The organism is Pseudodesulfovibrio hydrargyri, from assembly GCF_001874525.1.
Lineage (GTDB): Bacteria > Desulfobacterota > Desulfovibrionia > Desulfovibrionales > Desulfovibrionaceae > Pseudodesulfovibrio > Pseudodesulfovibrio hydrargyri.
Genome location: NZ_LKAQ01000004.1, coordinates 2,010,573 through 2,033,235, shown reverse-complemented (window position 1 = coordinate 2,033,235; position 22,663 = coordinate 2,010,573). Strand labels below are relative to the sequence as shown.

Sequence of the window (22,663 nt, the reverse complement as noted above, 5' to 3'; positions counted from 1 at the left end):
ATGCGCGTACTCATGTTCGGGTGGGAATTCCCGCCATACATCTCCGGCGGCCTGGGCACGGCCTGCTTCGGCCTGACCAAGGGACTGTCCCACTTCGGGACCGACATCCTGTTCGTCCTGCCCAAGCTCGATTCCGACGAGCAGGCGCGCCACCTGACCCTGGTCGGGGCCAACCGGCTGCGCGCCAAGGTCGGCGTGTCCGAGATCCGCAAGCTCCAGGAACGGTTGTCCGTGCTCGAGGTACTCTCCCCTCTGCGCCCCTACCTGACCGAGACCGAATACCGCTCCCTGCTGGAGCGGAACGAACTGGTCACGGCCGAGGACATCTTCGGCGAGCTCGCGAACGACTTCTCGGGCGGCTACGGCGAAAACCTCATGGCCGAGATTGTGCGTTACAGCCTGATCGGCGCGCACCTGGGGTTGACCGAGAAGTTCGACGTCATCCACGCCCACGACTGGCTGACCGCCCCGGCGGGCATCGAGGCCAAGCGCGTCTCGGGCAAGCCGCTGGTGGTCCACGCCCACGCGCTCGAATTCGACCGCTCGGGCGAGCACGTCAACCAGCGGGTCTACGACATAGAGCGGGCCGGGTTCGAGGCGGCCGACCGGATCATCGCGGTCAGCCACTTCACCAAGGAGACCATCGTCAACCGCTACTCCATAGACCCGGCCAAGATCACCGTGGTCCACAACGCCGTGGAAAAGGACCGGCGGCTGGGCCAGCTGCGCGTGCAGAAGCCGTTCAAGGAGAAGCTGGTCCTCTTCCTGGGCCGGATCACCTTCCAGAAGGGGCCGGACTACTTCGTGGAGGCCGCGGCCAAGGTCCTGGAAAAGCACAACGACGTGCGTTTCGCCATGGCCGGGACCGGCGACATGTTCCCGCGCATGGTCGAGCGCATGGCCGAGTTGAGGATGGGCGACCGCTTCCACTTCACCGGCTTCGTGCGCGGGACCGACGTGGAGCGCATCTACGCCATGAGCGACCTGTACGTCATGCCCAGCGTGTCCGAGCCGTTCGGCATCACCCCGCTGGAGGCCATGGTCTTCGACGTGCCGTGCATCGTGTCCAAGCAGTCCGGCGTGGCCGAGATCCTGGAGGACGCGGTCAAGGTGGACTTCTGGGACGTGGACCGGCTGGCCTTCGAGATCGGGGACATCCTGACCGACGAGAAACGGGCCCGGACCCTGGTCGAGCACGGCCGGGAAACCCTCAAGAAGATCCAATGGGACCGGGCCGCCGAAAAGGTTCTCGACGTGTACCGGCAACTCACCGGAGGGCGCTCATGATATCCGTCTGCTTCTACTTCCAGGTCCACCAGCCCATGCGCCTGGACAAGGACTACTCCTTCTTCCGGATGGGCCGCAGCCACCACTACCGCGACGAGGCCGCCAACCGCGAGATCATGCGCAAGGTGGCCGACAAGTGCTATCTGCCCGCCAACCGGATGATGCTCGACCTCATCGAGCTGCACAAGGGCAGGTTCCGCATCTCCTACGCCATCACCGGCGTGGCCATGGAGCAGTTCCAGGAGTTCTGCCCCGAGGTCCTGGACTCGTTCCGGGCCCTGGCCGACACCGGGTGCGTGGAGTTCATCGGCGAGACCCACTACCACTCCCTGGCCTTCCTCTTCTCCAAGGAGGAGTTCCGCCGCCAGGTGAAGATGCACAGCCGCATCCTCGAGGAGTTCTTCGGGGCCAAACCCGTGACCTTCCGCAACACCGAGCTGATCTACAACAACGACCTGGCCCTGGAGATCGAGAAGATGGGCTACAGGGCCATCCTGGCCGAGGGCGCGGACCAGGTCCTGGGCTGGCGCTCGTCCAACTTCGTGTACCAGCCCGCGGGCTGCTCCAAGCTCAAGGCCCTGCTCAAGAACTACCGCCTGTCCGACGACGTGGCCTTCCGCTTCTCGGACCGGGGGTGGAGCGAATGGCCCGTGACCGTGGAGAAATACGCGGACTGGGTGCACAAGGTGGCGGGCAACGGCGAGATCCTCAACCTGTTCATGGACTACGAGACCATCGGCGAGCACCAGTGGGCCGACACCGGCATCTTCGAATTCTTCCGGAGCCTGCCCGAGGCGGTCCTGTCCCGGGGCGACTTCGCCTTCGAGACGCCCGGCGAGGCCGCCGCGCACCTGGACCCCATGGCCCAGCTCGACGTGCCCTACTTCACCTCCTGGGCCGACCTGGAGCGCGACGTGACCGCCTGGCTGGGCAACCCCATGCAGGATCAGGCTGCCGAGCTGGCCTACGCCCTGGAGGACAGGGTCCTGGACTCCGGGGACGAGGATATCATCGCCACCTGGCGCGAACTGTTGACCAGCGACCATTTCTACTACATGTGCACCAAATGGTTTTCCGACGGCGACGTGCATAAGTATTTCAACCCCTATGAAACCCCGCACCAGGCGTTCATCACCTACATGAACGTGCTCAACGACCTCGCCCTCCGGCTGGACGGCGCGGACCGACGGCAGGGTTAGGAGAAAGAGCCATGGACACAAGTTGGCTGTTCGAAGTTTCCTGGGAAGTGTGCAACAAGGTCGGCGGCATCTACACCGTCATCAGCAGCAAGGCTCCGCAGGCCATGGCCGCCTTCGACAACCGATACGTAGCCGTGGGCCCGCTGCTTGACCGTAATCCCGGGTTCATCGAGGAGAAGCCGCCCAAGACGATCGGCCCGGCCCTGGAGCGGCTCAAGGCCTGGGGCGTGGAGACCGCCACCGGCCGATGGGACATCCCCGGCAAGCCGCTGGTCCTGCTCGTCGGCTTCCGCAACGCCTTCCCGAACCACGACAAGCTCCTGTTCCAGCTGTGGAACGACTACGGCGTGGACTCCATGGCGGGCGGCTGGGACTATATCGAGCCGGTCCTGTTCTCCTCGGCCGCGGCCATGGCCATCAAGGAGATCAGCGAGGACGTGGGCGACGGCGAGGACGTCTACGCCCACTTCCACGAATGGATGTCCGGCGCGGGCGTGCTCTACCTGAAGAAGCAGGCACCCTCGGTGTCCACGGTCCTGACCACCCACGCGACCATGCTCGGCCGGGCCATGTCCGGGGCGGGCGTGGACATCTACAAACGGCTGGAGGAGATCGAGCCGTCCCAGGAGGCCAAGGCCTTCGGGGTCACGGCCAAACACTCCATGGAATCGGTCTCGGCCCGCGAGGCGGACTGCTTCACCACGGTCTCCAACATTACCCGCCGCGAGGCCTCCAACCTGCTCGGCACCAACCCGGCCGTGGTCACGGTCAACGGCTTCAACCTCAAGGGATTCGCCGAGCCCCAGGCCGTGGCCGCCACCCGCAAGAGTTCGCGCGAGCAGCTCCTGGACCTGGCCGCCCGGTTCCTGGAGCGCGACCTGGCTCCGGACAAGACCCTGCTGGTGGCGACCAGCGGGCGCTATGAATTTCACAACAAGGGCATCGACCTGCTCCTGGACGGACTGGCCGACCTGGATGAGGAACTGGCCAAGGCGGGCAACGACACCACCGTGGTCGCCTTCCTGCTGGTCTCCTGCGGCTACGCCGGGTTCAGCGACGAGGCGAGGCGCCGTCTGAAGCAGGAGCGCTACGACATCGAGAAGTACGCCGGGATCAGCACCCACCACCTGGGCGACGCGGACCACGACCCCGTGGTCATGAAGTGCCGCGAGCGCAAGCTGGACAACGGCCCCGGAAACCGCTGCTGCGTCATCTTCATCCCGGTCTACCTGGACGGCAACGACGGCGTGCTCAACCTGGAATACTACGACGCCCTGGCCGGCATGGACCTGACCGCCTTCCCGTCCTTCTACGAGCCGTGGGGCTATACCCCCATGGAGAGCGCGGCCTTTGCCGTGCCGACCATCACCTCGGACCGGGCCGGGTTCGGCCAGTGGATCATGGAGAAGCATCCCCAGGGCCACCCGGGCGTGCACGTCCTCAACCGGCTGGAGGACGACTACGAGACCACGCGCGAAAACCTGACCCGCTTTCTGGCCGACTTCACCCGCTGGACGCCCAAGGAGCGGGCCTCGCGCAGCGCAGAGGCCCGCAGGATCGCCGAGGAGGCCACCTGGGTCCACTTCTACCCGCGCTACCTGGAGGCCTACGAATACGCGGCCGACATCCGCACCGAGCGCATAGCGGGCGTGCAGCGCATGGCCACCGCGCCCGGGGCCGAGATCAGCTTCTCGGGCGTGAACACCACCCAACCCAGGCTGCGTTCCTTCACCGTGGTCACCGAACTGCCCGAACAGCTCGCCCGGCTGCGCGACGTGGCTGAAAACCTCTGGTGGGTCTGGCACCGCGACTCCCAGGAACTGTTCGAATGGATGGACGCGGACAAATGGCACGGCAGCGGCCACAACCCGGTCCTGTTCCTGGACACCATGCGCAGCGACCGGCTGGACGAACTGGCGGGCGACCCGGAATTCATCGGCCGCCTGGACTCGGTCCTGGAACGGTTCGACGCCTACATGGCCCAGAGCGCGGACGCGGACGTGCAGGGCATCACCTGGAAGAACCCGGTTGCCTACTTCTCCATGGAGTTCGGCTTGCACGAGTCCATCCCGGTCTACTCCGGCGGCCTGGGGCTGCTGTCCGGCGACCACATCAAGTCGGCCAGCGACCTGAACCTGCCGTTCATCGGCATCTCCCTGTTGTACAAGAACGGCTTCTTCCACCAGCGGATCAACGGCAACGGCGACCAGGTGGTCGAGTACCACCAGAACGATTTCGCGACCATGCCCATCACCCCGCTGCAGAAGGACGACGCCGAAAAGGTCATGATCACCGTGAACCTGCCGGGCCGCACCGTGTACGCCCAGATCTGGGAGGTTCATGTGGGCCGGGCCCGGCTCTACCTGCTCGATACGGACGTGGTCGAGAACTCGCGTTCGGACCGCGACATCACCTCCAAGCTCTACGACCCGACCTCCAAGGGGCGCATCGAGCAGGAGATCATCCTCGGCGTGGGCGGCGTGCGCCTGCTGACCGCCCTGAACGTGACCCCGTCGGTCTACCACCTCAACGAGGGCCACTCCGCCTTCCTGCTCTTCGAGCGCATCCGCCACCTCATGCTCATGGACGGAACCGACTTCGCCACGGCCAAGGAGATCGTCCGGGGCAACACCGTGTTCACCATGCATACCCCGGTGCCCGCGGGCAACGAACGGTTCGAGAAGTCCCTGGTGGAGAACTACTTCCGGGGCTACGCCGACGAGATGGGCGTGCCCTGGGACGGGCTGTGGAACCTCGGGCACATCTACGCCGAGGAGGCCGACCACCTGAACATGACCGTGCTCGCCCTGCACCTCTCCTGCAAACGCAACGGCGTGTCCCGGCTGCACGGCGACGTGTCCCGGCGCATGTGGCAGGACCTGTGGCGCGGCTTCATCCTGAGCGAGATCCCGGTGGGCCACGTGACCAACGGCGTGCACATCACCTCCTGGCTGGACGAGCGCGTCCGCCACGACATCGAGGAGTCCTGCAGCCTGTCCGTGCACCGCGAGCTCATCGAGAAAAATGACTGGGAGTGCCTGGACGGCCTGGACGACCGGCGGCTGTGGGACACCCATGTTGCCCTCAAGCACCGGCTGTACGACGAGGTGCGCCGGTCCATCGCCAACCAGTGGACCCGCGAGGGCGAGCCGCCCAACCGGCTGCACACCTTCCTGAGCGAGCTCAACCCGGACCACCTGACCCTGTGCTTCGCAAGGAGGTGCACGGCCTACAAGCGGCCCACCCTGCTCTTCCACAACCTGCAGCGGGCCAAGGAGATTCTGGCCAACGCGGATCGCCCGGTGAACATCATCTTCGCGGGCAAGGCCCACCCGGCCGACACCATGGGCGCGAGCTACATCAACCTCATCTGCCGGCTGGCCAAGCAGGACGACTTCCTGGGACGGGTCATCTTCCTGGAGAGCTACGACATCCGCCTGGCCCGCCTGCTGGTGTCCGGCGCGGACGTATGGCTGAACAACCCGACCCGGCTCATGGAGGCAAGCGGCACCAGCGGCATGAAGGCCGCGGTCAACGGCGTGCCCAACTGCTCCATCCTGGACGGCTGGTGGGACGAGGCCTTTGACGGCCAAAACGGATGGGCCGTGGGCAGCGGGCTGGTGTATCAGAGCCAGGTCAACCAGGACATCGTGGACGCGGACAACCTCTACGCCACCCTGGCGTCCGAGGTGGTTCCCGAGTTCTACGACCGGGGCGGCGACGGCGTGCCCCACGCCTGGCTGCGCCGCATGAAGGCGTCCATGAAGACCGCCTTCAGGGAGTACGGCACCCACCGCATGGTCCGCGACTACATCGACGGCATGTACCTGCCCGCCATCGAGCTGGCCAAACTGCGCTCCAGAAACCACAACGAGCTGGCCCTGAGCCTGGGCGAATGGCGCACGCGCGTTCCCGGCCGGTTCGCCACGGTGAACATCAAGGAGGTCCAGGTGGAGGGCATCAGTGGCGACGTGTTCCGGCTGGGCAGCAAGCTGACCGTGTCCGCCAAGGTGGACCGGGGTCAACTGCTGACCGAGGAGATCGTGGTCGAATTCGTGGCCGCCACCCCGGACGAGGAGACCGTCCTGGACTGCATCCCCATGCAGCTCAAGCACAGCGAGGGCTCCACCCTGCTCTACAAGGCCACCTACAGCCCGTCCGAGTCCGGCCCGGTGCGCTACGGCGTCCGCGTCCTCCCCACTCACCCGGGCGTCGCCAACAAATGCGATCCTAGGCTGATACGTTGGAGCTAGAGGGGGGGCGGCTTCCGATAGCGGGCCATCTGCACATTTTTTCCGGCGGGCGCTGATCCTCACGTAGACGGCTACGCTGCGGTCAGCGCCCACCGGAAGAAAATGCACAGCTGCCCCACTCTCGACAAATCCGCAGGACAGCGGATTTGGACGTTGCGGTCTTTACGCAACGTCCCGAAGGGGTGAGCCCCAGGACGGGGCGAATCAAAGCCTATTCCGAGGACGGATTAGCGGCGGAAGAGAGAGCCGCTGTCGGGGGCTGCGCACCCGAATCGCTCCAAATTGGGAGAAGGGAGCCCCCGGCTGATGACGAGCCAGGGGGCTTTTGCTGGTCTGGACCGCGAAGCGGCAATAAAAAGTTTAGGAATGGAGAGGGGATGGGGGGCCGGGGGAAGGGGAGAGGGAAAGCCCTTTTCAAAGGGTTTCCCTCTCCCCTTCCCCCGGCCGATCGCCGCTGTCCTCATCCGTAGGGCTCGAAGACTCGCCAACGGCTGGAAGCCCGGGGCCTCTTTTGATATTGTCTCGGGGGCGGCATCGAAGTACAACGGGGGCTGGAGGCATCAGGCGTCATGCGTAAAATGCTCGTCATCACCCGGGACGGGAGCCGGTCGGAGGAGATCGGCGGCCTGTTCGGCCAGGAAAAGCACACGGGGGCGGTCCCGGTTTCCGCAACCACGGCCCCGGACCGCGAGGTGGACACCCTGTTCGTGGACGTGGAGTCCCTGCTGGGCAAGCACACCTCCGTGGCCAAGGGCCTGGAGGGGCTGTGGTCGCAGTACCCGTCGGCGGCCATCGTGGTCCTGGCGGACGAGGCCAACACCCACCACGCCGTGGACGCGGTCAAGGCCGGGGCGTTCGACTACCTGACCCGGCCCGTGGAGCGAGAGGAGCTGGACCTGATCGTGGACAAGGTCCGCGAATCCGACGTGCTCAAGTCCGAACTCGACTATTTGCGCGGCCAGTTCTGGAACGAGGACTCGCTGGAATACGTGGACACCCGCAGCCGGGCCATGCGCGACGTGTTCGTCAAGATCCGCCAGGTGGCCGGGACCCGGACCACCGTGCTGCTCACGGGCGAGACCGGCACGGGCAAGTCGCTCATCGCCAAGCTCATCCACGCCCACTCCAACCGCAAGAGCCAGCCGTTCATCAGCGTGCACTGCGGGGCCATCCCGGACACCCTGGTGGAGAGCGAGCTGTTCGGCCACGAGAAGGGGGCGTTCACCGGCGCTGTCCGACGCAAGCTCGGCAAGTTCGAGCTGGCCCACGGGGGCACGATCTTCCTGGATGAGATCGGCACGGTCTCCCAGTCGGTCCAGGTCAAGCTCCTGAACGTCATCCAGGAACGATTCATCCAGCGCGTGGGCGGCGAGTCCGACATCCCGGTGGACGTGCGCATTATCGCGGCCACCAACGAGGACATGCAGGAGCTGTGCGAACGCGGCAAGTTCCGGCGCGACCTGTTCTACCGGCTGAACGTCTTTCCCATCCGCATCCCCCCGCTCAGGGAGCGGCGCGAGGACATCCCAAGGCTGTCCGAGGCCTTCATCCAGCAGTTCAACGGGCTGCTCAACACCGAGGTCAAGGGCATCCACCCGCAGGTCCTGGACCGGCTATTGGAATACGAATGGCCGGGCAACGTGCGCGAACTCGAGAACGTCATCGAGCGTGCCTGCATCCTGGAGACCGGGGAAGTGCTTCTGCCCGAAAGCTTTCCGCCGGACCTCCTGGACACCCAGGGAGAGGTGGTCACTTCGCCGGTCCGGACCAGCCTGCCGCTCAAGGAGGCAAGGCGCATCACCGTGGACCGGTTCGAGCGCCAGTATCTGTCGAGCCTGCTGGAGCAGTGCAACGGCGTGGTCAAGGACGCGGCCGGACGGGCGGGCGTGACCACCCGGCAGCTGTCCAAGCTGATGGGCCGCCACGGCCTGGACAAGATGGACTTCCGAAAGAGGAATCAGTAGTTCCGTTTTTGTGTTGATCGGAATTTTAAATTCCTATCAAATTACAACTTACTAAAAATATTATGTTTTTCAACGCTTCTATCGCCTCGAACAAGCCCATGAAAAGCGCTTTTGCCGCGCCCGGGCCCCGGCGTTGCGAAAAAACGGAACAAAAAGTTCCGCCCGTCAATTCGTCATCAAACGGACTTCACAAGCAATTTCAGCAAATTATGGATTTGGCACGCTCCATGCTTTTCCCGCATCTTCAAAACCACCTGGTAGAGAAGAAACGTGCAGCAAGAGAAACAACACCGAAACAACACGGTCACCGTCAAGGGCATGGTCGTCCCCCGGCAATGGGACGAGCAATTCCGAGTGACCGAGGTGCTGATCGCCTGCAAGGACGAACGGGAAATCCTCGTGGAGAATTTCAAGAGCCTCCCGAGCCTTCTGTCCCTGTCCAGGGCCGAGGCGGTCTTCACCGGCGTGGTCCGCAAGGAGCGCGGCGTGGAGTCCATGGTCGTGGAGAGCTTTGCACCCGTGGAAAACAACATCCCAGGATAACCCATGCGAAAACAACTCATTCCCCTGCTGCTGGCCGCGGCCCTCTGCCTTATGCCCTCCCTGTCCCTCGCGGACGATGCCGGAACCTTCTGGGGGCTGGTGGTCAACACCGACTTCGGCCTGGTGCTCAAGGACGGCGACACGGAGTACCTGCTCCTCGGCGTGGAACTGGACCCGGCCTTGCTGGAAGGCAAGACCTGCGAGGTCACCGGCACCATGACGAACTCCCTGGGCATCGACTCCATCAGTGTCGAGACCATCGAGGTCATCGGCGACACCTCGTCGATGAACTATACATCTATGAACCTGAAACGCGGCGGGCGGACCAACCGCCTCGCCTGACGAGCCGACACGGCTTCGAGATCACCATGGACACGACTACCAGAGAAGACGACGCCCGCGAGGACATGCGCGAAGTTCGCATCTCCTCGGGCATCACGCCCGACGATGTGGAGACCATCCTGAACATGGCCGCGTCGAGCGGTCTGTTTTCGGCCGACGCCATGCTGTCCGCCGAGGACATGGCCTGGGACTGCGCCTACGGCAACGGCGAGGAGGCACAGACCTTCCTCCTGGCCAAGGTCTGCGACGCCGGGGGCGAGCGGATCATCGGATTCCTCTGCTACGGCCCGATCATGTACTGGCCCGGCGAGTTCGAACTCTACGGCATCACCGTGGATCCCGAGTTCCGCAGGCTGGGCATCGGCTCGGCCCTGGTGGCCGAGATGACCCGGCGGGCCGTCGGGGAGCTGGGCCGATCGATCTTCCTGGAGACCGGCGAGGGACGCGCCTTCGAGAACGCCCGGCAGTTCTACGAGGCCAACGGCTTCTCGGTGCAGCGCCGGTTCTGCAAGCAGTTCATTCCCATGGACGGCGGGCTTGTCTACCGCCTGAACATCGACGAAGACGACGCCGACAACAACTACCAATAGGAGCGGGAGAAGATGGCTACCGACGTGTACGAAGATTCCCTGTTCGGACAGATACTCCCCCTTGACTGGGACAATGAAACCGTTGCCGGCGTGGTCCTGCTCGTGGACGGCGAGGAGGAGTTCATCGTCGAACCCGACGAGAACGGCGAGAGCCTGATCGAGTACATCGACAGGTGGGTCACGGCCGAGGGCGTGGTCGTCGAGGACGAGGACGAACTGCGCATCAAGGTGCGCAGCTACACCCTGGAAGACGAGATCGACTACGACACCGACGAGGACTGGTAGGGGCGGCCCGTCCGCCCCCGAACAGGCTTCCGCCCCTGCGGAAGCGGTGAATTTCCATGATGCATCCCAAGACCGAAGTGCGCTTCGTCGACCCGACCATCGGGTACGGCGTGTTCGCCGCCGAGGACATCCCGCGCGGCACCATCGTCTACGTCCGCGACCGGCTGGAGGCGGCCCACGTGGCCCGCTTCGCCAACCGCATGGACGCGGCCTCCGGCCCCGGCAAGACCGCCTACGCCGACGAGACCGGCGTGCACATCGTCAGCCGCGACAACGCGCGCTACGTCAACCACCGCTGCGACTGCAACGTCATGACCACGGCCTACGGCTTCGAGATCGCGGTGCGCGACATCTGGAAGGGCCAGGAGATCTGCGAGGAGTACGGCCTGTTCGACCTGGGCCGTGACATCCCCCTGAACTGCGGCTGCACCCGCTGCCGCAAACAGCTTCGCCCCGACGACCTGGAACGGTTCCACGCGGCCTGGGACGGACTCATCCTGGACGCCCTGACCCGGGTGGCCGACGTGCACCAGCCGCTCATGGCCTTCATGGACGCCGAGACCAAGCACCGGCTGCGCGCCTACCTCTGCGGCGAGGAGCCCTATCTTTCCGTGGCCCGCCTGGCCCGCCACACCCCGGCCGTCCTGTCCGCGATCCCGCCCGACAACCTCAAGTCCGCCCCGTTCGGGTTCAATGGCTGAGAGATTGAAGCGGATGATTGCGGCGCGCGCCGCATGCGACACCCGGCCGGGCCTGTGCGGTCCGGTTTCCCGGAGAGGGAGGTAACGGTATGGGCATCATCCGCCTGCTGCTCGCCTTTGCGGTCTTCAACTCGCATTTTCCCTCCTTCGAAGGAGCGCCCCTGGTCAACGGCCACGAGGCGGTGCTGACCTTTTTCGCCATCTCCGGCTTCTACATGGCCCTGATCCTGGACCGGACCTACCGCGACGCGCGCTCCTTCTACTGGAGCCGCTTTCTGACCCTGTACCCCATGTACGTCCTGGCCCTGGTGGTCAGTCTGGGGCTCCTGACCAGCCTGGACGTCCATTCCCTGACCAGCCGGGCGACCCTGCTGGCCATCGTGGCCGATCCCGCCGCCTTCCTGGTCATGGCCTGGACCTCGGCCACGACCATCGGCCAGGAGCTGCTCTTCTCCCTGGCCCGCTCCCCGGAGGGGGGGCTGCACTTCGTGGCTTACAGCCACGACGCCCTGTGGGCCGACGCCCCGCTCATCCAGGCGTGGTCCCTGTCACTGGAGGCGACCTTCTACGCCCTGGCCCCGTTCCTGGTGCGGCTGCGCTCCCGCACCCTGGTCGGGCTCCTGGCCGCCAGCCTGGCCCTCAAGATCGCGGCCATGGCCTCCCCCCTGTCCGGGGTGATCTTTTTCAAACGCTTCTTCCTCCTGGAATTCTGGCTTTTCGCGGGCGGCATCCTGGCCTACCGCGCCCATCGGCGGCTGCCCGAAGCGGCGCGCTGGTACGACTACGCCCTGTTCCTGGCCCTGGCCGGACTGGGCCTGGTGGCCGACGGCCTGCCCAAGCCGCTTTTGCCCTTTTTCCTGCCCACGGCAGCCCTGCTTTCGATGCCCCTTGTCTTTCGCGGCTTTAAACGGTTACGATTCGACAGGTTCGCGGGCAAGATCAGCTACCCGTTCTACCTGCTCCACTACATCGTCATCGCCCTGTTCGAGACCTATGCGGAAGACCCCGAGGGGGGACAGATCCTGGCCGCCGCGCTGGCCGCCTCGATCCTGACCCATTTCCTGTTCAACCCGGGCATCGAGTCCCTGAAAACGAAATTGCGTCGCCGCCATGCGCTTTCCGTCCCGGAGGGAGGGGCTGTCCTGCAGCCCGTGAGCCTGCCGTGACCGCGTCCGCCAAGACGCCGCATCATAGAGGAAACACATGACCCAGCCTGTCGTCACCCTGGACAGCGTCTCCAAGTCCTTTGACGGGGAGACCGCCGTCGAAAACATCTCCCTGTCCATCGAGGACGGGGAGTTCATCACTCTGCTCGGCCCCTCCGGGTGCGGCAAGACCACCATCCTGCGCATCCTCGGCGGGTTCGAGGAATCCGACTCCGGAGCGGTGAAGCTGGACGGGCGCTCTGTCAAGGGCGTGCCCCCGGAGTCCAGGGCCGTGAACACCGTGTTCCAGAGCTACGCCCTGTTCCCGCACATGAACGTCTTCGACAACGTGGCCTTTGGACTGCGCATCGCGGGTATGGGCGAGGCCGACGTCCGGCGCACCGTGGACGAAGCCCTCAGGCTGGTCTGCCTGGAATCCATGGGACGGCGCATGCCCAAGGAGCTGTCCGGCGGCCAGCAGCAGCGGGTGGCCATCGCCCGGGCCATCGTCAACAAACCCCGCGTCCTGCTCCTGGACGAGCCCCTGTCCGCCCTGGACTACCGGCTGCGCAAGCAGATGCAGAAAGAGCTCAAGGAATTGCAGCGCACCCTGGACATCACCTTCGTCCTGGTCACCCACGACCAGGAGGAGGCCTTCTCCATGTCCGACCGGGTGGTGGTCATGAACGACGGGCACATCGAGCAGGTGGGCACGCCGCGCGAGATCTACGAGGAACCGGCCAACCTGTACGTGGCCCGGTTCGTGGGCGAGATCAACGTCCTGGACGGGACCGTCACCGGCCGCCGGGGCGAGAGCTACACCGCAGAGGTGGAGGGAGCGTCCGTGCTGGTCAAGGCCCGGCGCGAGTTCGCGGACGGCGACCGGGTGCACGTCCTGCTGCGGCCCGAGGACTTCCGCGTGGAGGTCATGAAGGACCTGGAGGAATCCCCGGACCTGGCCGACAAGTTCGCCAAGGCCCTGCTCAAGGGCACGGTGGACGGCACCTGCTACCGGGGGGCCACCTACGACGTGGACATCACCCTGGACGACGGCAAGCGCATCCTGGTCACCGAATTTTTCGACGAGGACAGCGAAACCCTCTATTTCCATGCCGGCGACCGGGTGGCCGTGGGCTGGTTCGAGGGCTGGGAGGTGGTCCTGCCCCATGAAGGATAGCCTGTTCAAGCGGCTGGTCGTCACCGGCGTGCTCGGCTGGCTGGTCCTGTTCGGGGCCGTGCCCACCCTCATGCTCCTGGCGGTCAGCTTCCTCAAGCGCGACCCGGACAGCCTGATCGAGCCGGTCCTCTCCCTTTCGAGCTACCACGAGCTGTTCCAGCCGGCCCTGGGGTCCATGCTGGCCGAGTCCATGGTCATGGCCGCCACGGCCACCCTGCTGTGCCTGCTCATCGGCTACCCGTTCGCCTACATCGTGGCCCGGGCCGACAAACGGCACACCCCGACCCTGCTCCTGCTGGTCATGATCCCGTTCTGGACCAACACGCTGATCCGGACCTACGCCCTGGTGGCCGTGCTCAAGGCCGACGGCGTGGTCAACACGTTCCTGCGCTTCCTCGGGGTCATCGACGCGCCGCTCAAGCTCATGTACACGCCCACGGCGGTCTTCATCGGCCTGGTCTACACCCTGCTGCCGTTCATGATCCTGCCGCTGTACGCGGCCATCGAGAAACTGGACCTGAAGCTTCTCGAGGCCTCGCGCGACCTCGGGGCGAGCCGCTTCTCGACCTTCCGCAAGATCACCATCCCGCTGACCATGCCCGGCATCGTCTCGGGCTGCATGCTCGTCTTCCTGCCCGCGCTGGGCATGTTCTACATCCCGGACATCCTGGGCGGGGCACGGACCATGCTGCTTGGCAACTACATCCGCGACCAGTTCCTGGCGGCCCGCAACATCCCGCTCGGGGCCGCGGCCTCCATCGCCATGACCCTGATCATGGGGCTGATGCTCGCCCTGTACTACAAGAGCGTACGCCGGGCCGGAAGGAAGGTGCGCATATGAACATATGGGTCAAGCGGGCCTACGCTGCCCTGGTCTTCGCCTTCCTGTACCTGCCGCTGGTCGTCATCGCGGTCTATTCCTTCAACGCCTCCAAGTACTCGCTGGCCTGGAAGGGATTCACCCTGCAGTGGTACGGCAGGCTGCTCGACAACGCCACCCTGGTGGACGCGGCCTTCCGGTCCATGACCATCGCCGTGGTCTCGGCCACGGTCTCCTGCGTCATCGGCACCCTGGCCGCGTTCATGCTCCACCAGTACCGCTTCAGGGGCCGCCGCGCGGTCTTCGCGTCCATCTTCGTCATGATGATGTCCCCGGACATCGTCATCGGCATCTCGCTGCTGGTCCTGTTCCTGGGCGTGGGGCTGTCCCTGGGCTTCTGGACCCTGCTCATGGGCCACGTGACCCTGTGCGTGCCGTTCGTCACGGCCACGGTCTACACCCGGTTCAAGGGGTTCGACCCCACGGTGGTCGAGGCCGCCCGGGACCTGGGGGCCGTGGAGTACCAGGTCTTCCGGCGCATCGTCCTGCCCATGGCCGCGCCCGGCCTGGTGGCCGGGTGGCTCTTAAGCTTCACCATGTCCCTGGACGACGTCATCGTTTCCTTCTTCACCACGGGGCCGACCTACGAGGTCCTGCCCCTGCGGATATATTCCATGGTCCGTCTCGGCATAAAGCCGGACGTCAACGCGCTCAGCGTGGTGATGATCACCGTAACCGTGGCCGCCGTCCTCCTGTCCCGGCGGCTGCTCAAGGAGAAGTCATGAAAAAGCTACTGCTCGCAATCGTCCTGACCCTCGCCTTCGCGGTCCCGGCCCTTGCCGGCAGCGGGGAACTCTACCTGTACATCTGGTCCGAATACATCCCGGACGAGGTGGTCGAGAACTTCACCAAGGAAACCGGCATCAAGGTGCACCTCTCCACCTACGACAGCAACGAGGCCATGTACGCCAAGATCAAGCTGGCCGGCGACGGCTACGACCTGATCGTGCCCTCGTCCGACTACGTGGGGCTCATGCGCCGCCAGGACATGCTCCTGCCGCTGGACAAGTCCAAGCTGACCAACTTCCCCAACCTCTCGGACAAGTTCACGGACCAGCCCTTTGACCCGGACAACACCTTTTCCGTGCCCTACATGTGGGGCTCCACGGCCATCGCCGTGAACACCGGCACCCTGGGCGAGGCCGCCGTGACCTCGTACGCCGACCTCTGGAAGCCGGAAATGAACGGCCGTCTGCTGCTGCCCAACGACCCGCGCGAGGTCTTCGCCATCGCCCTGAAGAGCCTGGGCTACTCCCTGAACGACACCGACCCGGCCCATCTGGAGCAGGCTTACCAGAAGCTCAAGGCCCTGATGCCCTATGTCCGGGTCTTCGACTCCGACTCCCCCAAGCAGGCCCTGCTGTCCGGCGAGGTCTCGGTGGGCGTGATCTGGAACGGCGAGGCCTACATCGCCAACCAGGAGAACCCGGAGATCCAGTACGTCTACCCCAAGGAGGGCTTCTCCATGTGGATGGACTCCCTGTGCATCCCCAAGGGGGCCAAGAACCTGGATGAGGCTCACGCCTTCCTGAACTACCTGCTGCGCCCGGACGTGGCCGCGGCCATCTCCACCGAGATGGGCTATTCCACCCCCAACGCCAAGGCCGCCGAGTTCCTCGAACCCGAAGTGGCCGGCAACCCCATCGTCTACCCCGACGCGGCCACCGCCGCGCACGGCGAGTTCCAGGACGACATCGGCGAGGCCATGAAGCTCTACGAGGACTACTGGGTCAAGCTCAAGGGTTCCAACGACTAGGGAGCGTCCCTCCCGACGAGAAGGATCAAGGCCGGACGCGCGTCCGGCCTTTTTTTATGGCCCGTCCCTCCCCGCTGCCCCGCCCTTCCCCTCCATCCCGGTCCGGGGCCTGCGGGCGCTCCGTCGGATTCCGGCACGCGCCTACTATTTAAACAAACGTTTGACAAAAACAGTGGGCCGGGAATATGATTTGGCCTTTCCCTTAATCGATTTTCACCCCACGGAGGGAATCATGAGCGATGGAAAGCGCACATCCCGCAGACGGGCCCAGGGCGAGGAAACCCGGGCCACGCTGCTGCATACGGGCGCGGAGTTGTTCGCCAAAAACGGATACAACGGCGTGTCCATGCGCACCCTTGCGTCCGAGGCCGGGGTCAACCTGGCCACGGTCGGCTACCATTTCGGCGGCAAGGCCGGGCTGTACGAGGCCATCATCCGGGAAATCGCCAACGTCCGCGACCAGATCTTCCCGCCCATCGAGGCGGTCAGGGCCCGCCTGGCCGAGGCCGGGGACACGCCCGAGGAAAAGGCCAGGGTGGTGGACTGGTTCATGCGCTCCCTGATCGACGGACTGCTGGTCCGCTCCGACTACCTCTGGGGCGTGGTCATCGTCTCCCGCGAACTGGTCCATCCGACCGAGCTCTTCCCCCGGCTGGAGACCTCCTTTTTCAACCCCAACCTGGAATCCCTGTCCATCCTGGTCAAGGGGACCGCCGCCCACTGCCGCGGCGAGACGGACGCCCTCATGACCGGGCACCTGATCATCAGTGTCATCATCAAGCTGCTGGAAAGCCACGCCCTGATCTGCAAACGCCTTGGCTGGGATTCCTACGCGGGCCACCACGAAACCATCGAAGCCATTATAAAGACCCGAATCCGGGGGCTCCTCGGCCTCCCCATGGAGAACGCACAATGAACCGTTTTCTCTTTCCCGCCGCCTTGCTCTGCCTGACCCTGCTCGGTGCCTGCGACCGCTCGCCCGAGCCCGTGCCCGAGCCCGTGCGCCCGGTTAAGACCACCCGGGCGGTGCGGGCCGACAGCAGCAAGATGTGGTCGTTCGCGGGCACGGCCGAGGACGCCCTGGCCACCAGCCTTTCCTTCCGCGTGCGCGGCAAGATCGTCGAGTTCCCGGGCAACCAGATCGGCCGCAAATTTTCCGAGGGCCAGGTCATCGCCCGCCTGGACCCGTCCGACTACGAGCTGGAGCTGAGGCAGGCCAAGGCCAACATGGAGCAGGTCCGGGCCAACTACGTCCGGGCCAAGGCGGACATGGAGCGCAACTCCCGGCTGTTCGCGGGCCGGGTCATCTCGCGCGGCGAACTGGACCAGGTGGAGGCGGACTTCAAGTCCTACGAGGCCCAGCTCAGCGCCTCGGCCAAACAGCTGGACATCGCCCGCAAGCGGCTGGGCTACACCACCCTGCAGGCGCCTTTCGACGGCTGGATCGGCGAGGTCGAGGCCGACGTGCACCAGAACGTCGAGGCGGGCCAGGCCATCGCCACCTACAACGCGGGCCGCCAGATGAAGATGTACATCTCCGTGCCCGACACCCTCATCTCCCAGGTCAGCGAAGGGGACGAGGTGGCCGTGGTCTTCGACGCCCTGCCGGGCCGGACCATGCGGGGCAAGGTGGAGGAGATCGGCGTGGAGTCCGGCACCGGCTCAACCTACCCGGTCAAAGTCTACCTGAACAACGCGGACCGGTCCGTGCGCAGCGGCATGTCCGGGCACGTGAACTTCACCGGCCTGGGCCACGCCGGGGCCGCCTTCTACCTGCCCCCGGCCGCGGTCGTAGGCGAGCCCGACGGCTCCCACGCGATCTGGGTGGTGGACCCGAAGAGCTCCACCGTGACCCGCCGCGACGTCACCGTGGGCCCGCTCACCCCGGGCGGGCTCGAGATCGTCGGGGGCGTGAACGAGGGCGACGTCGTCGTCATCCGGGGCGTGCACAGCCTGGAGGAGGGCCGCAAGGTCAGGCTGATCAACAACGGGGCGGAGGGCTGACCATGAACCTGGCCAAGTGGTGCATCACCAACAACCGCACCTCCCTCGTCCTGTTCCTGCTCATCGCGGTCAGCGGGGTGATGACCTTCTTCTCCATACCCAAGAGCGAGGACCCGGACTTCACCATTCGCACCGGGGTCATCTCCACGGTCTTTCCCGGCGCCTCTCCGCAACGGGTGGAGGAGCTGGTCACCGACAAGCTCGAGGAACGCATCCGCGAGATCGACGGGGTCAAGACCGTCAAATCCCAGTCCATGACCGGCCTGTCCATCATCGAGGTGGAGTTCGAGGACTCCATCATGGACATGCAGCCCTACTGGCAGAAGCTGCGCAACAAGGTGGACGACGCAGCCCCGGACCTGCCCGAGGAGGCGCGCACCCCGCAGGTCGACGACGAGTTCGGCGACGTCTACGGCATCGTCATCGCCCTGACCGGCGACGGGTTTTCCTACCGCGAGCTCAAGGACGCGGCCGACGACATGCGTGACGAGCTGCTCAAGATCAAGGGCGTGGGCAAGGTCGAACGCTGGGGCGTGCAGGACGAGCGAATCTTCGTGGACTTCACCAACTCGCGCATGGCCGCTGCCGGGGTCAGCCCGTTTGTCCTGGCCCAGATGATCGATCGCCAGAACACGCTCCAGCCCAGCGGCTCGAGCATGGTCGGCCCGGAACGCATCGTCATCGAGCCCACCGGCGAGTTCAAGGGCGTGCAGGACATCTATTCCCTGTCCATCCGCCCGCCCGGAAGAAGGACCTCGGTCCGGCTGGCCGACGTGGCCGACATCTCGCGCGGCTTCTCGGACCCGCCGTCCACCATGGCCCGGTACAACGGCAAGCAGTGCCTGATGCTGGCCGTGTCCATGGCCGACGGGGGCAACATCACCGAACTGGGCCAGCGGGTCGCCGAGCGCCTCGAGGGACTCAAGGCCAACATGTACGTCGGCCTTGACACCAGCCTGGTCGTGTTCCAGCCCGACTACGTCAACAAGGCCATCAGCGACTTCATGATCAACCTGATCGAGTCGTTCGCCTTCGTGGTGGTCATCATCCTGCTCTTCGCGGGGCTGCGCACGGGCGTCATCGCCGGGTCCCTGGTGCCCATGGCCATGCTCGGCTGCATCGCGCTCATGCCCTACCTCGGCGTGGGGCTGCAGCGCATCTCCATCGCCTCGCTGATCATCTCGCTGGGCATCCTGGTGGACAACGGCGTGGTCGTGTCCGAGGCCATCCTGGTCCGCCTGGCCGCGGGCGAGGACCGGCTCAAGGCCGCCACCGAAGCGGTCGGCGAACTATGGATGCCGCTGCTGGCCGCGTCGCTGACGACCATTTTCGCCTTCCTGCCCATCCCTCTGGCCACCACCCACCCGGTGGGCGAGTTCTGCGAATCCCTGTTCATCGTGGTCACCCTGACCCTGGCCTGCTCCTGGGGGCTGTCCATGTCCATGGTCCCGATGATGTGCTACTACCTGCTCAAGCCCAAGCTGACCGTCCAGACCTTTTCCAGCCGGCTGTACCGGGGCTACCGGGGGCTGCTGCTGTGGTCCCTGCGCCACCGGACCGTGTTCGTGTGCGGCATCCTGCTGTGCTGCGCGGCCTCGGGCTGGGCCTTCCAGTTCGTGCCCAAGATGTTCTTCCCGCCCAACGAGCGGGCTCAGTTCACCATCGACTTCTGGCAGCCCTACGGCACGGACATCACCGCCACGCAGCGGCGCGTGGAGCGGCTGGAAAAGGTTCTGCTGGCCGACGAGGGCGTGACCGGCGTGGGCGTGTTCGTGGGCCACGGCGGACCGCGCTGGTACCTGCCCCTGAACCTCGAACAGCGTAACGACAACCTGGCCACCTTCGTGGTCAACACCACGTCCATCGAGGCCGTTGATCCTGTCATCAGGCGCACCCGACAGGCCCTGGAAAAGGGGTTCCCGGACGCCGAATACAGCCTGAACAAGTTGATGAACGGCCCGCCGGTGGGGGCCAAGCTCCAGATCCGCCTGTCCGGCCCGGACATCAAGACCCTCTATGCCCTGCGCGACCAGATCGCGCCCATCGTGGAGGGCCAGGAGGGCGTAACCCGCGTCTGGGACGACTGGGGCCAGTGGACCAAGAAGATGATCGTCCACGTGGACCAGGACAAGGCCCGCGAGGCCGGGCTGTCCAGCTTCGACGTGGCCGTGTCCCTGCAGGCCGCCATGTCCGGGCTGCCCGCCTCGAACTACCGCGAGGGCGACACCATCATCCCCATCCTGTTGCGCAACGACGAGGGGTTCCGCAACCACCTGGACAAGATCGACAGCCTGAACGTCTACTCCTACGATACCGGGGCGAGCGTGCCCCTGTCACAGGTGGCCTCGACCAGGCTCGACTGGCAACCGTCCGACATCCGCCGCCGCGACCAGGGCCGGACCATGACCATCAAGGCGGACGTGGCCGACGGCTACTTCGCCCTGTCCATCCTGAACCGGGTCCGCCCGGCCGTGCAGAAACTCATGGCCGGGGGCGACTGGCCTCTGGGCTACAACGTGGAGTACGGCGGCGAGTTCGAGGAGAGCGCCGAGGCGCAGGAGGCCATCAACGCCAACATGCCCCTGGCCATGGGGCTGCTCGTGCTGGTGCTCATCTTCCAGTTCAACTCCCTGCGCCGCCCGCTGATCATCCTGCTGACCCTGCCGCCCATGTTCATCGGCATCTCCACGGGCATGCTGGCCACCAACTCGCCCTTCGGGTTCATGCCCATGCTCGGCATGATCTCCCTGCTCGGCATCATCGTGAACAACGCCATCATGCTCATCGACCGCATCGAGATACAGCGCGGCCGGGGGCTGGCCCTGGCCGACGCCATCGTGCTCTCGTCCATGGAGCGCGCCAGGCCGATCATCATGACCGCCACCACGACGATCATCGGCATGGTCCCGCTCTCGCTCCAGGGCGGCGAGATGTGGCGGCCCATGGCCAACCTGATCATGTCCGGCCTGACCGTGGCCACGGTCCTGACCCTGGTTCTCTGCCCGGTCCTCTACTCCTTCTTCTTCCGCCAGCGGTTCAAGGACTATGTCTGGGACCAGCGGATCGTGGAACGGGGCAGCGACCTCCACGTGGACCCGGCCGCCGAATAGGCCCGGACCCCGACGAAAAAAGGGCGGCCCGCTTCGGCGGGCCGCCCTTCTCCTTTTTTCTCGGAAAACCGTCACTGCGCCGCGATGGCCCGCATTCGCTCGGCCGCCTCGCGCACGGCCCGTTCGGGCGTGGCCCTGCCCGCCAGCGTCTCCTCGATCATCCGGCCGATGACGCCGTCCGCCGAAACCCGGGCCGCCTCGGGGATGAGCCTGCCGTCCTCGAACTCGAAACTCTGCAGGGAGTCGAAACCGGCCAGGATGGATTCCAGCCGCCTGCGCCGGTACTTCTGGAAGCCCCCCTGGGCGTCGCGGTAGAAAACCGGGGAATCGGTGATGTCCTCGAGCACGGGCATCATCCCGCCCGGGACCATGTGCAGCCAGGTGATGTAGGCGTCCTCGCGGAAGAGGAAAAGGGCGAACCGCCTGGCCGCCTCGCTGCGGGCCGGGTCCTTGCCCCTGACCAGTCCCAGGGCGTGCAGCACCCCGTATCCGGCCGTGCGCGTCCCGGTCAGGCCGGAGACCATGGCCGTGTTTTCCGGGAGCCGGAAGTCGTAGGGCGCGCCCGTGAGCTCCTCGAAATTGTGGCCGGTCAGGGAATCGGCGGCCACCGAGGCCACGGCCAGGTCGTCCATGATGAAGGTTGAATAAAACATCATGGCCAGCCTGCCCTGGAAATAGTAGTCCCTGCCGCGCCACCACTGCGGGCCGGGCGGGGTGTAACGGGCCAGCTCGGCGTAGAACCTGAGCGTTTTGACCGTGGCCGGGGAATCGAAGGCCACCCTGCCGTCCGGGGTGAACTCGCGCACGCCCGCGGACTTGGCCAGGTGGGTGAAGACCTGCTCGGCGTAGACGTCGTTGCGGGTCCCCAGCAGGATGCCGTACCGCCCGTGGGCCGGGTCGTGCAGGGTTCTGGCCGCCTTGAGCAGGGCGTCCCAGGTATCGGGCGGAGCTAGAGCGGCCTCGTCGAACCAGTCCTTGCGGTACCATATACCCTGAATCCAGCCGTTGAACGGGACGCCGCACGGTCGGCCGTCCGGCAGGCTGACCCGGCTCAGCGCCCCGGCGAAGAAACGCTTGCGGCCCACGGCGTCGATCACCCGGGCCGCGCCCTCGTTGTCCATCCAGCCCCGGTTGCAGAAGGCCACCACCAGGTTGGAGGCGCAGCCGACGATGTCCGGCCCGCGCCCGTCGCGCATGGCCGTGGCCAGGGTCTCGGCCATGGCGTTCTCCTCCACGCCGACCACCCGGACCTCCACGTCCGGGTTGAAGACCGTGAAGGTCTGGGCCAGATACTCGATGACCGTCTGGCGGTCCTTGCCGACCTCGGTGGACCAGAAGACCACGGGCGTGGCCGCCCGGGCCGCCGGGACCCAGGCGAGCAGGATCGCGGCCGCCAGCAGGGCCGTAAGCAATTTCGGGCGCGTTCT

18 protein-coding genes are annotated in these 22,663 nt (G+C 65.6%); 17 read left to right on the top strand and 1 reads right to left on the bottom strand.

Translation table 11 applies throughout. The features are described 5' to 3' along the window. From BerOc1_RS13715 to BerOc1_RS13635, 17 genes are all read left to right on the top strand, one after another. Nucleotides 1-1,287, top strand: a complete 1,287-nt coding sequence (locus BerOc1_RS13715; RefSeq protein ID WP_071546234.1) for a glycosyltransferase family 4 protein — start codon at nucleotides 1-3, stop codon at nucleotides 1,285-1,287. Continuing rightward, nucleotides 1,284-2,486, top strand: a complete 1,203-nt coding sequence (locus tag BerOc1_RS13710; RefSeq protein ID WP_071546233.1) for a glycoside hydrolase family 57 protein — start codon at nucleotides 1,284-1,286, stop codon at nucleotides 2,484-2,486. Before BerOc1_RS13715 ends, BerOc1_RS13710 begins: the two co-directional genes overlap by 4 nt. An 11-nt stretch (nucleotides 2,487-2,497) precedes the next feature. Beyond that, nucleotides 2,498-6,739, top strand: coding sequence for an alpha-glucan family phosphorylase (gene glgP / locus BerOc1_RS13705; protein WP_071546232.1), 4,242 nt, complete (start codon nucleotides 2,498-2,500; stop codon nucleotides 6,737-6,739). Nucleotides 6,740-7,308: 569 nt separating this feature from the next. Then, nucleotides 7,309-8,703, top strand: a complete 1,395-nt coding sequence (locus tag BerOc1_RS13700; RefSeq protein WP_071546231.1) for a sigma-54 dependent transcriptional regulator — start codon at nucleotides 7,309-7,311, stop codon at nucleotides 8,701-8,703. Nucleotides 8,704-8,973: 270 nt separating this feature from the next. Then, a complete protein-coding gene (locus BerOc1_RS13695; RefSeq protein ID WP_084641539.1) occupies nucleotides 8,974-9,246 on the top strand; it encodes a hypothetical protein in 273 nt (90 codons plus the stop codon). A gap of 3 nt (nucleotides 9,247-9,249) precedes the next feature. Then, nucleotides 9,250-9,588 (top strand): hypothetical protein, encoded by a 339-nt coding sequence (locus BerOc1_RS13690; RefSeq protein WP_071546230.1) that lies wholly within the window; start codon nucleotides 9,250-9,252, stop codon nucleotides 9,586-9,588. 26 nt (nucleotides 9,589-9,614) lie between these two features. After that, nucleotides 9,615-10,178, top strand: a complete 564-nt coding sequence (locus BerOc1_RS13685; protein WP_071546229.1) for a GNAT family N-acetyltransferase — start codon at nucleotides 9,615-9,617, stop codon at nucleotides 10,176-10,178. A 12-nt stretch (nucleotides 10,179-10,190) separates the two neighbouring features. Then, nucleotides 10,191-10,463, top strand: coding sequence for a hypothetical protein (locus tag BerOc1_RS13680; protein WP_071546228.1), 273 nt, complete (start codon nucleotides 10,191-10,193; stop codon nucleotides 10,461-10,463). A 56-nt stretch (nucleotides 10,464-10,519) separates the two neighbouring features. Then, nucleotides 10,520-11,164 carry an SET domain-containing protein gene (locus BerOc1_RS13675; protein ID WP_071546227.1) on the top strand — a complete coding sequence of 215 codons (645 nt, stop codon included), beginning with the start codon at nucleotides 10,520-10,522 and terminating at the stop codon, nucleotides 11,162-11,164. A gap of 89 nt (nucleotides 11,165-11,253) precedes the next feature. Beyond that, entirely contained in the window at nucleotides 11,254-12,330 is a 1,077-nt protein-coding gene (locus tag BerOc1_RS13670; RefSeq protein WP_071546226.1) for an acyltransferase family protein, read from the top strand. A 37-nt stretch (nucleotides 12,331-12,367) separates the two neighbouring features. Beyond that, nucleotides 12,368-13,486 carry a spermidine/putrescine ABC transporter ATP-binding protein PotA gene (gene potA / locus BerOc1_RS13665; protein WP_071546225.1) on the top strand — a complete coding sequence of 373 codons (1,119 nt, stop codon included), beginning with the start codon at nucleotides 12,368-12,370 and terminating at the stop codon, nucleotides 13,484-13,486. After that, a complete protein-coding gene (potB, locus tag BerOc1_RS13660) occupies nucleotides 13,476-14,327 on the top strand; it encodes a spermidine/putrescine ABC transporter permease PotB (protein WP_071546224.1) in 852 nt (283 codons plus the stop codon). The genes potA and potB overlap by 11 nt, the downstream gene beginning before the upstream one ends. Next, nucleotides 14,324-15,091, top strand: coding sequence for a spermidine/putrescine ABC transporter permease PotC (gene potC / locus BerOc1_RS13655; RefSeq protein ID WP_129586541.1), 768 nt, complete (start codon nucleotides 14,324-14,326; stop codon nucleotides 15,089-15,091). The genes potB and potC overlap by 4 nt, the downstream gene beginning before the upstream one ends. After that, a complete protein-coding gene (locus BerOc1_RS13650) occupies nucleotides 15,088-16,122 on the top strand; it encodes an extracellular solute-binding protein (RefSeq protein WP_071546223.1) in 1,035 nt (344 codons plus the stop codon). The genes potC and BerOc1_RS13650 overlap by 4 nt, the downstream gene beginning before the upstream one ends. 232 nt (nucleotides 16,123-16,354) lie before the next feature. After that, entirely contained in the window at nucleotides 16,355-17,038 is a 684-nt protein-coding gene (locus BerOc1_RS13645; protein WP_071546222.1) for a TetR/AcrR family transcriptional regulator, read from the top strand. Further along, the gene (locus BerOc1_RS13640) at nucleotides 17,035-18,126 is read left to right on the top strand and encodes an efflux RND transporter periplasmic adaptor subunit (RefSeq protein WP_071546221.1); all 1,092 of its coding nucleotides are present in this window, start codon (nucleotides 17,035-17,037) and stop codon (nucleotides 18,124-18,126) included. Before BerOc1_RS13645 ends, BerOc1_RS13640 begins: the two co-directional genes overlap by 4 nt. A gap of 2 nt (nucleotides 18,127-18,128) precedes the next feature. Further along, nucleotides 18,129-21,236 (top strand): efflux RND transporter permease subunit, encoded by a 3,108-nt coding sequence (locus BerOc1_RS13635; protein WP_071546220.1) that lies wholly within the window; start codon nucleotides 18,129-18,131, stop codon nucleotides 21,234-21,236. 71 nt (nucleotides 21,237-21,307) lie between these two features. Here the strand turns inward: BerOc1_RS13635 and BerOc1_RS13630 are convergent, their stop codons facing one another. Continuing rightward, complete coding sequence (locus tag BerOc1_RS13630) at nucleotides 21,308-22,648, bottom strand: ABC transporter substrate-binding protein (RefSeq protein ID WP_165610822.1); 1,341 nt, start codon at nucleotides 22,646-22,648, stop codon at nucleotides 21,308-21,310. Nucleotides 22,649-22,663 lie beyond the last annotated feature (15 nt).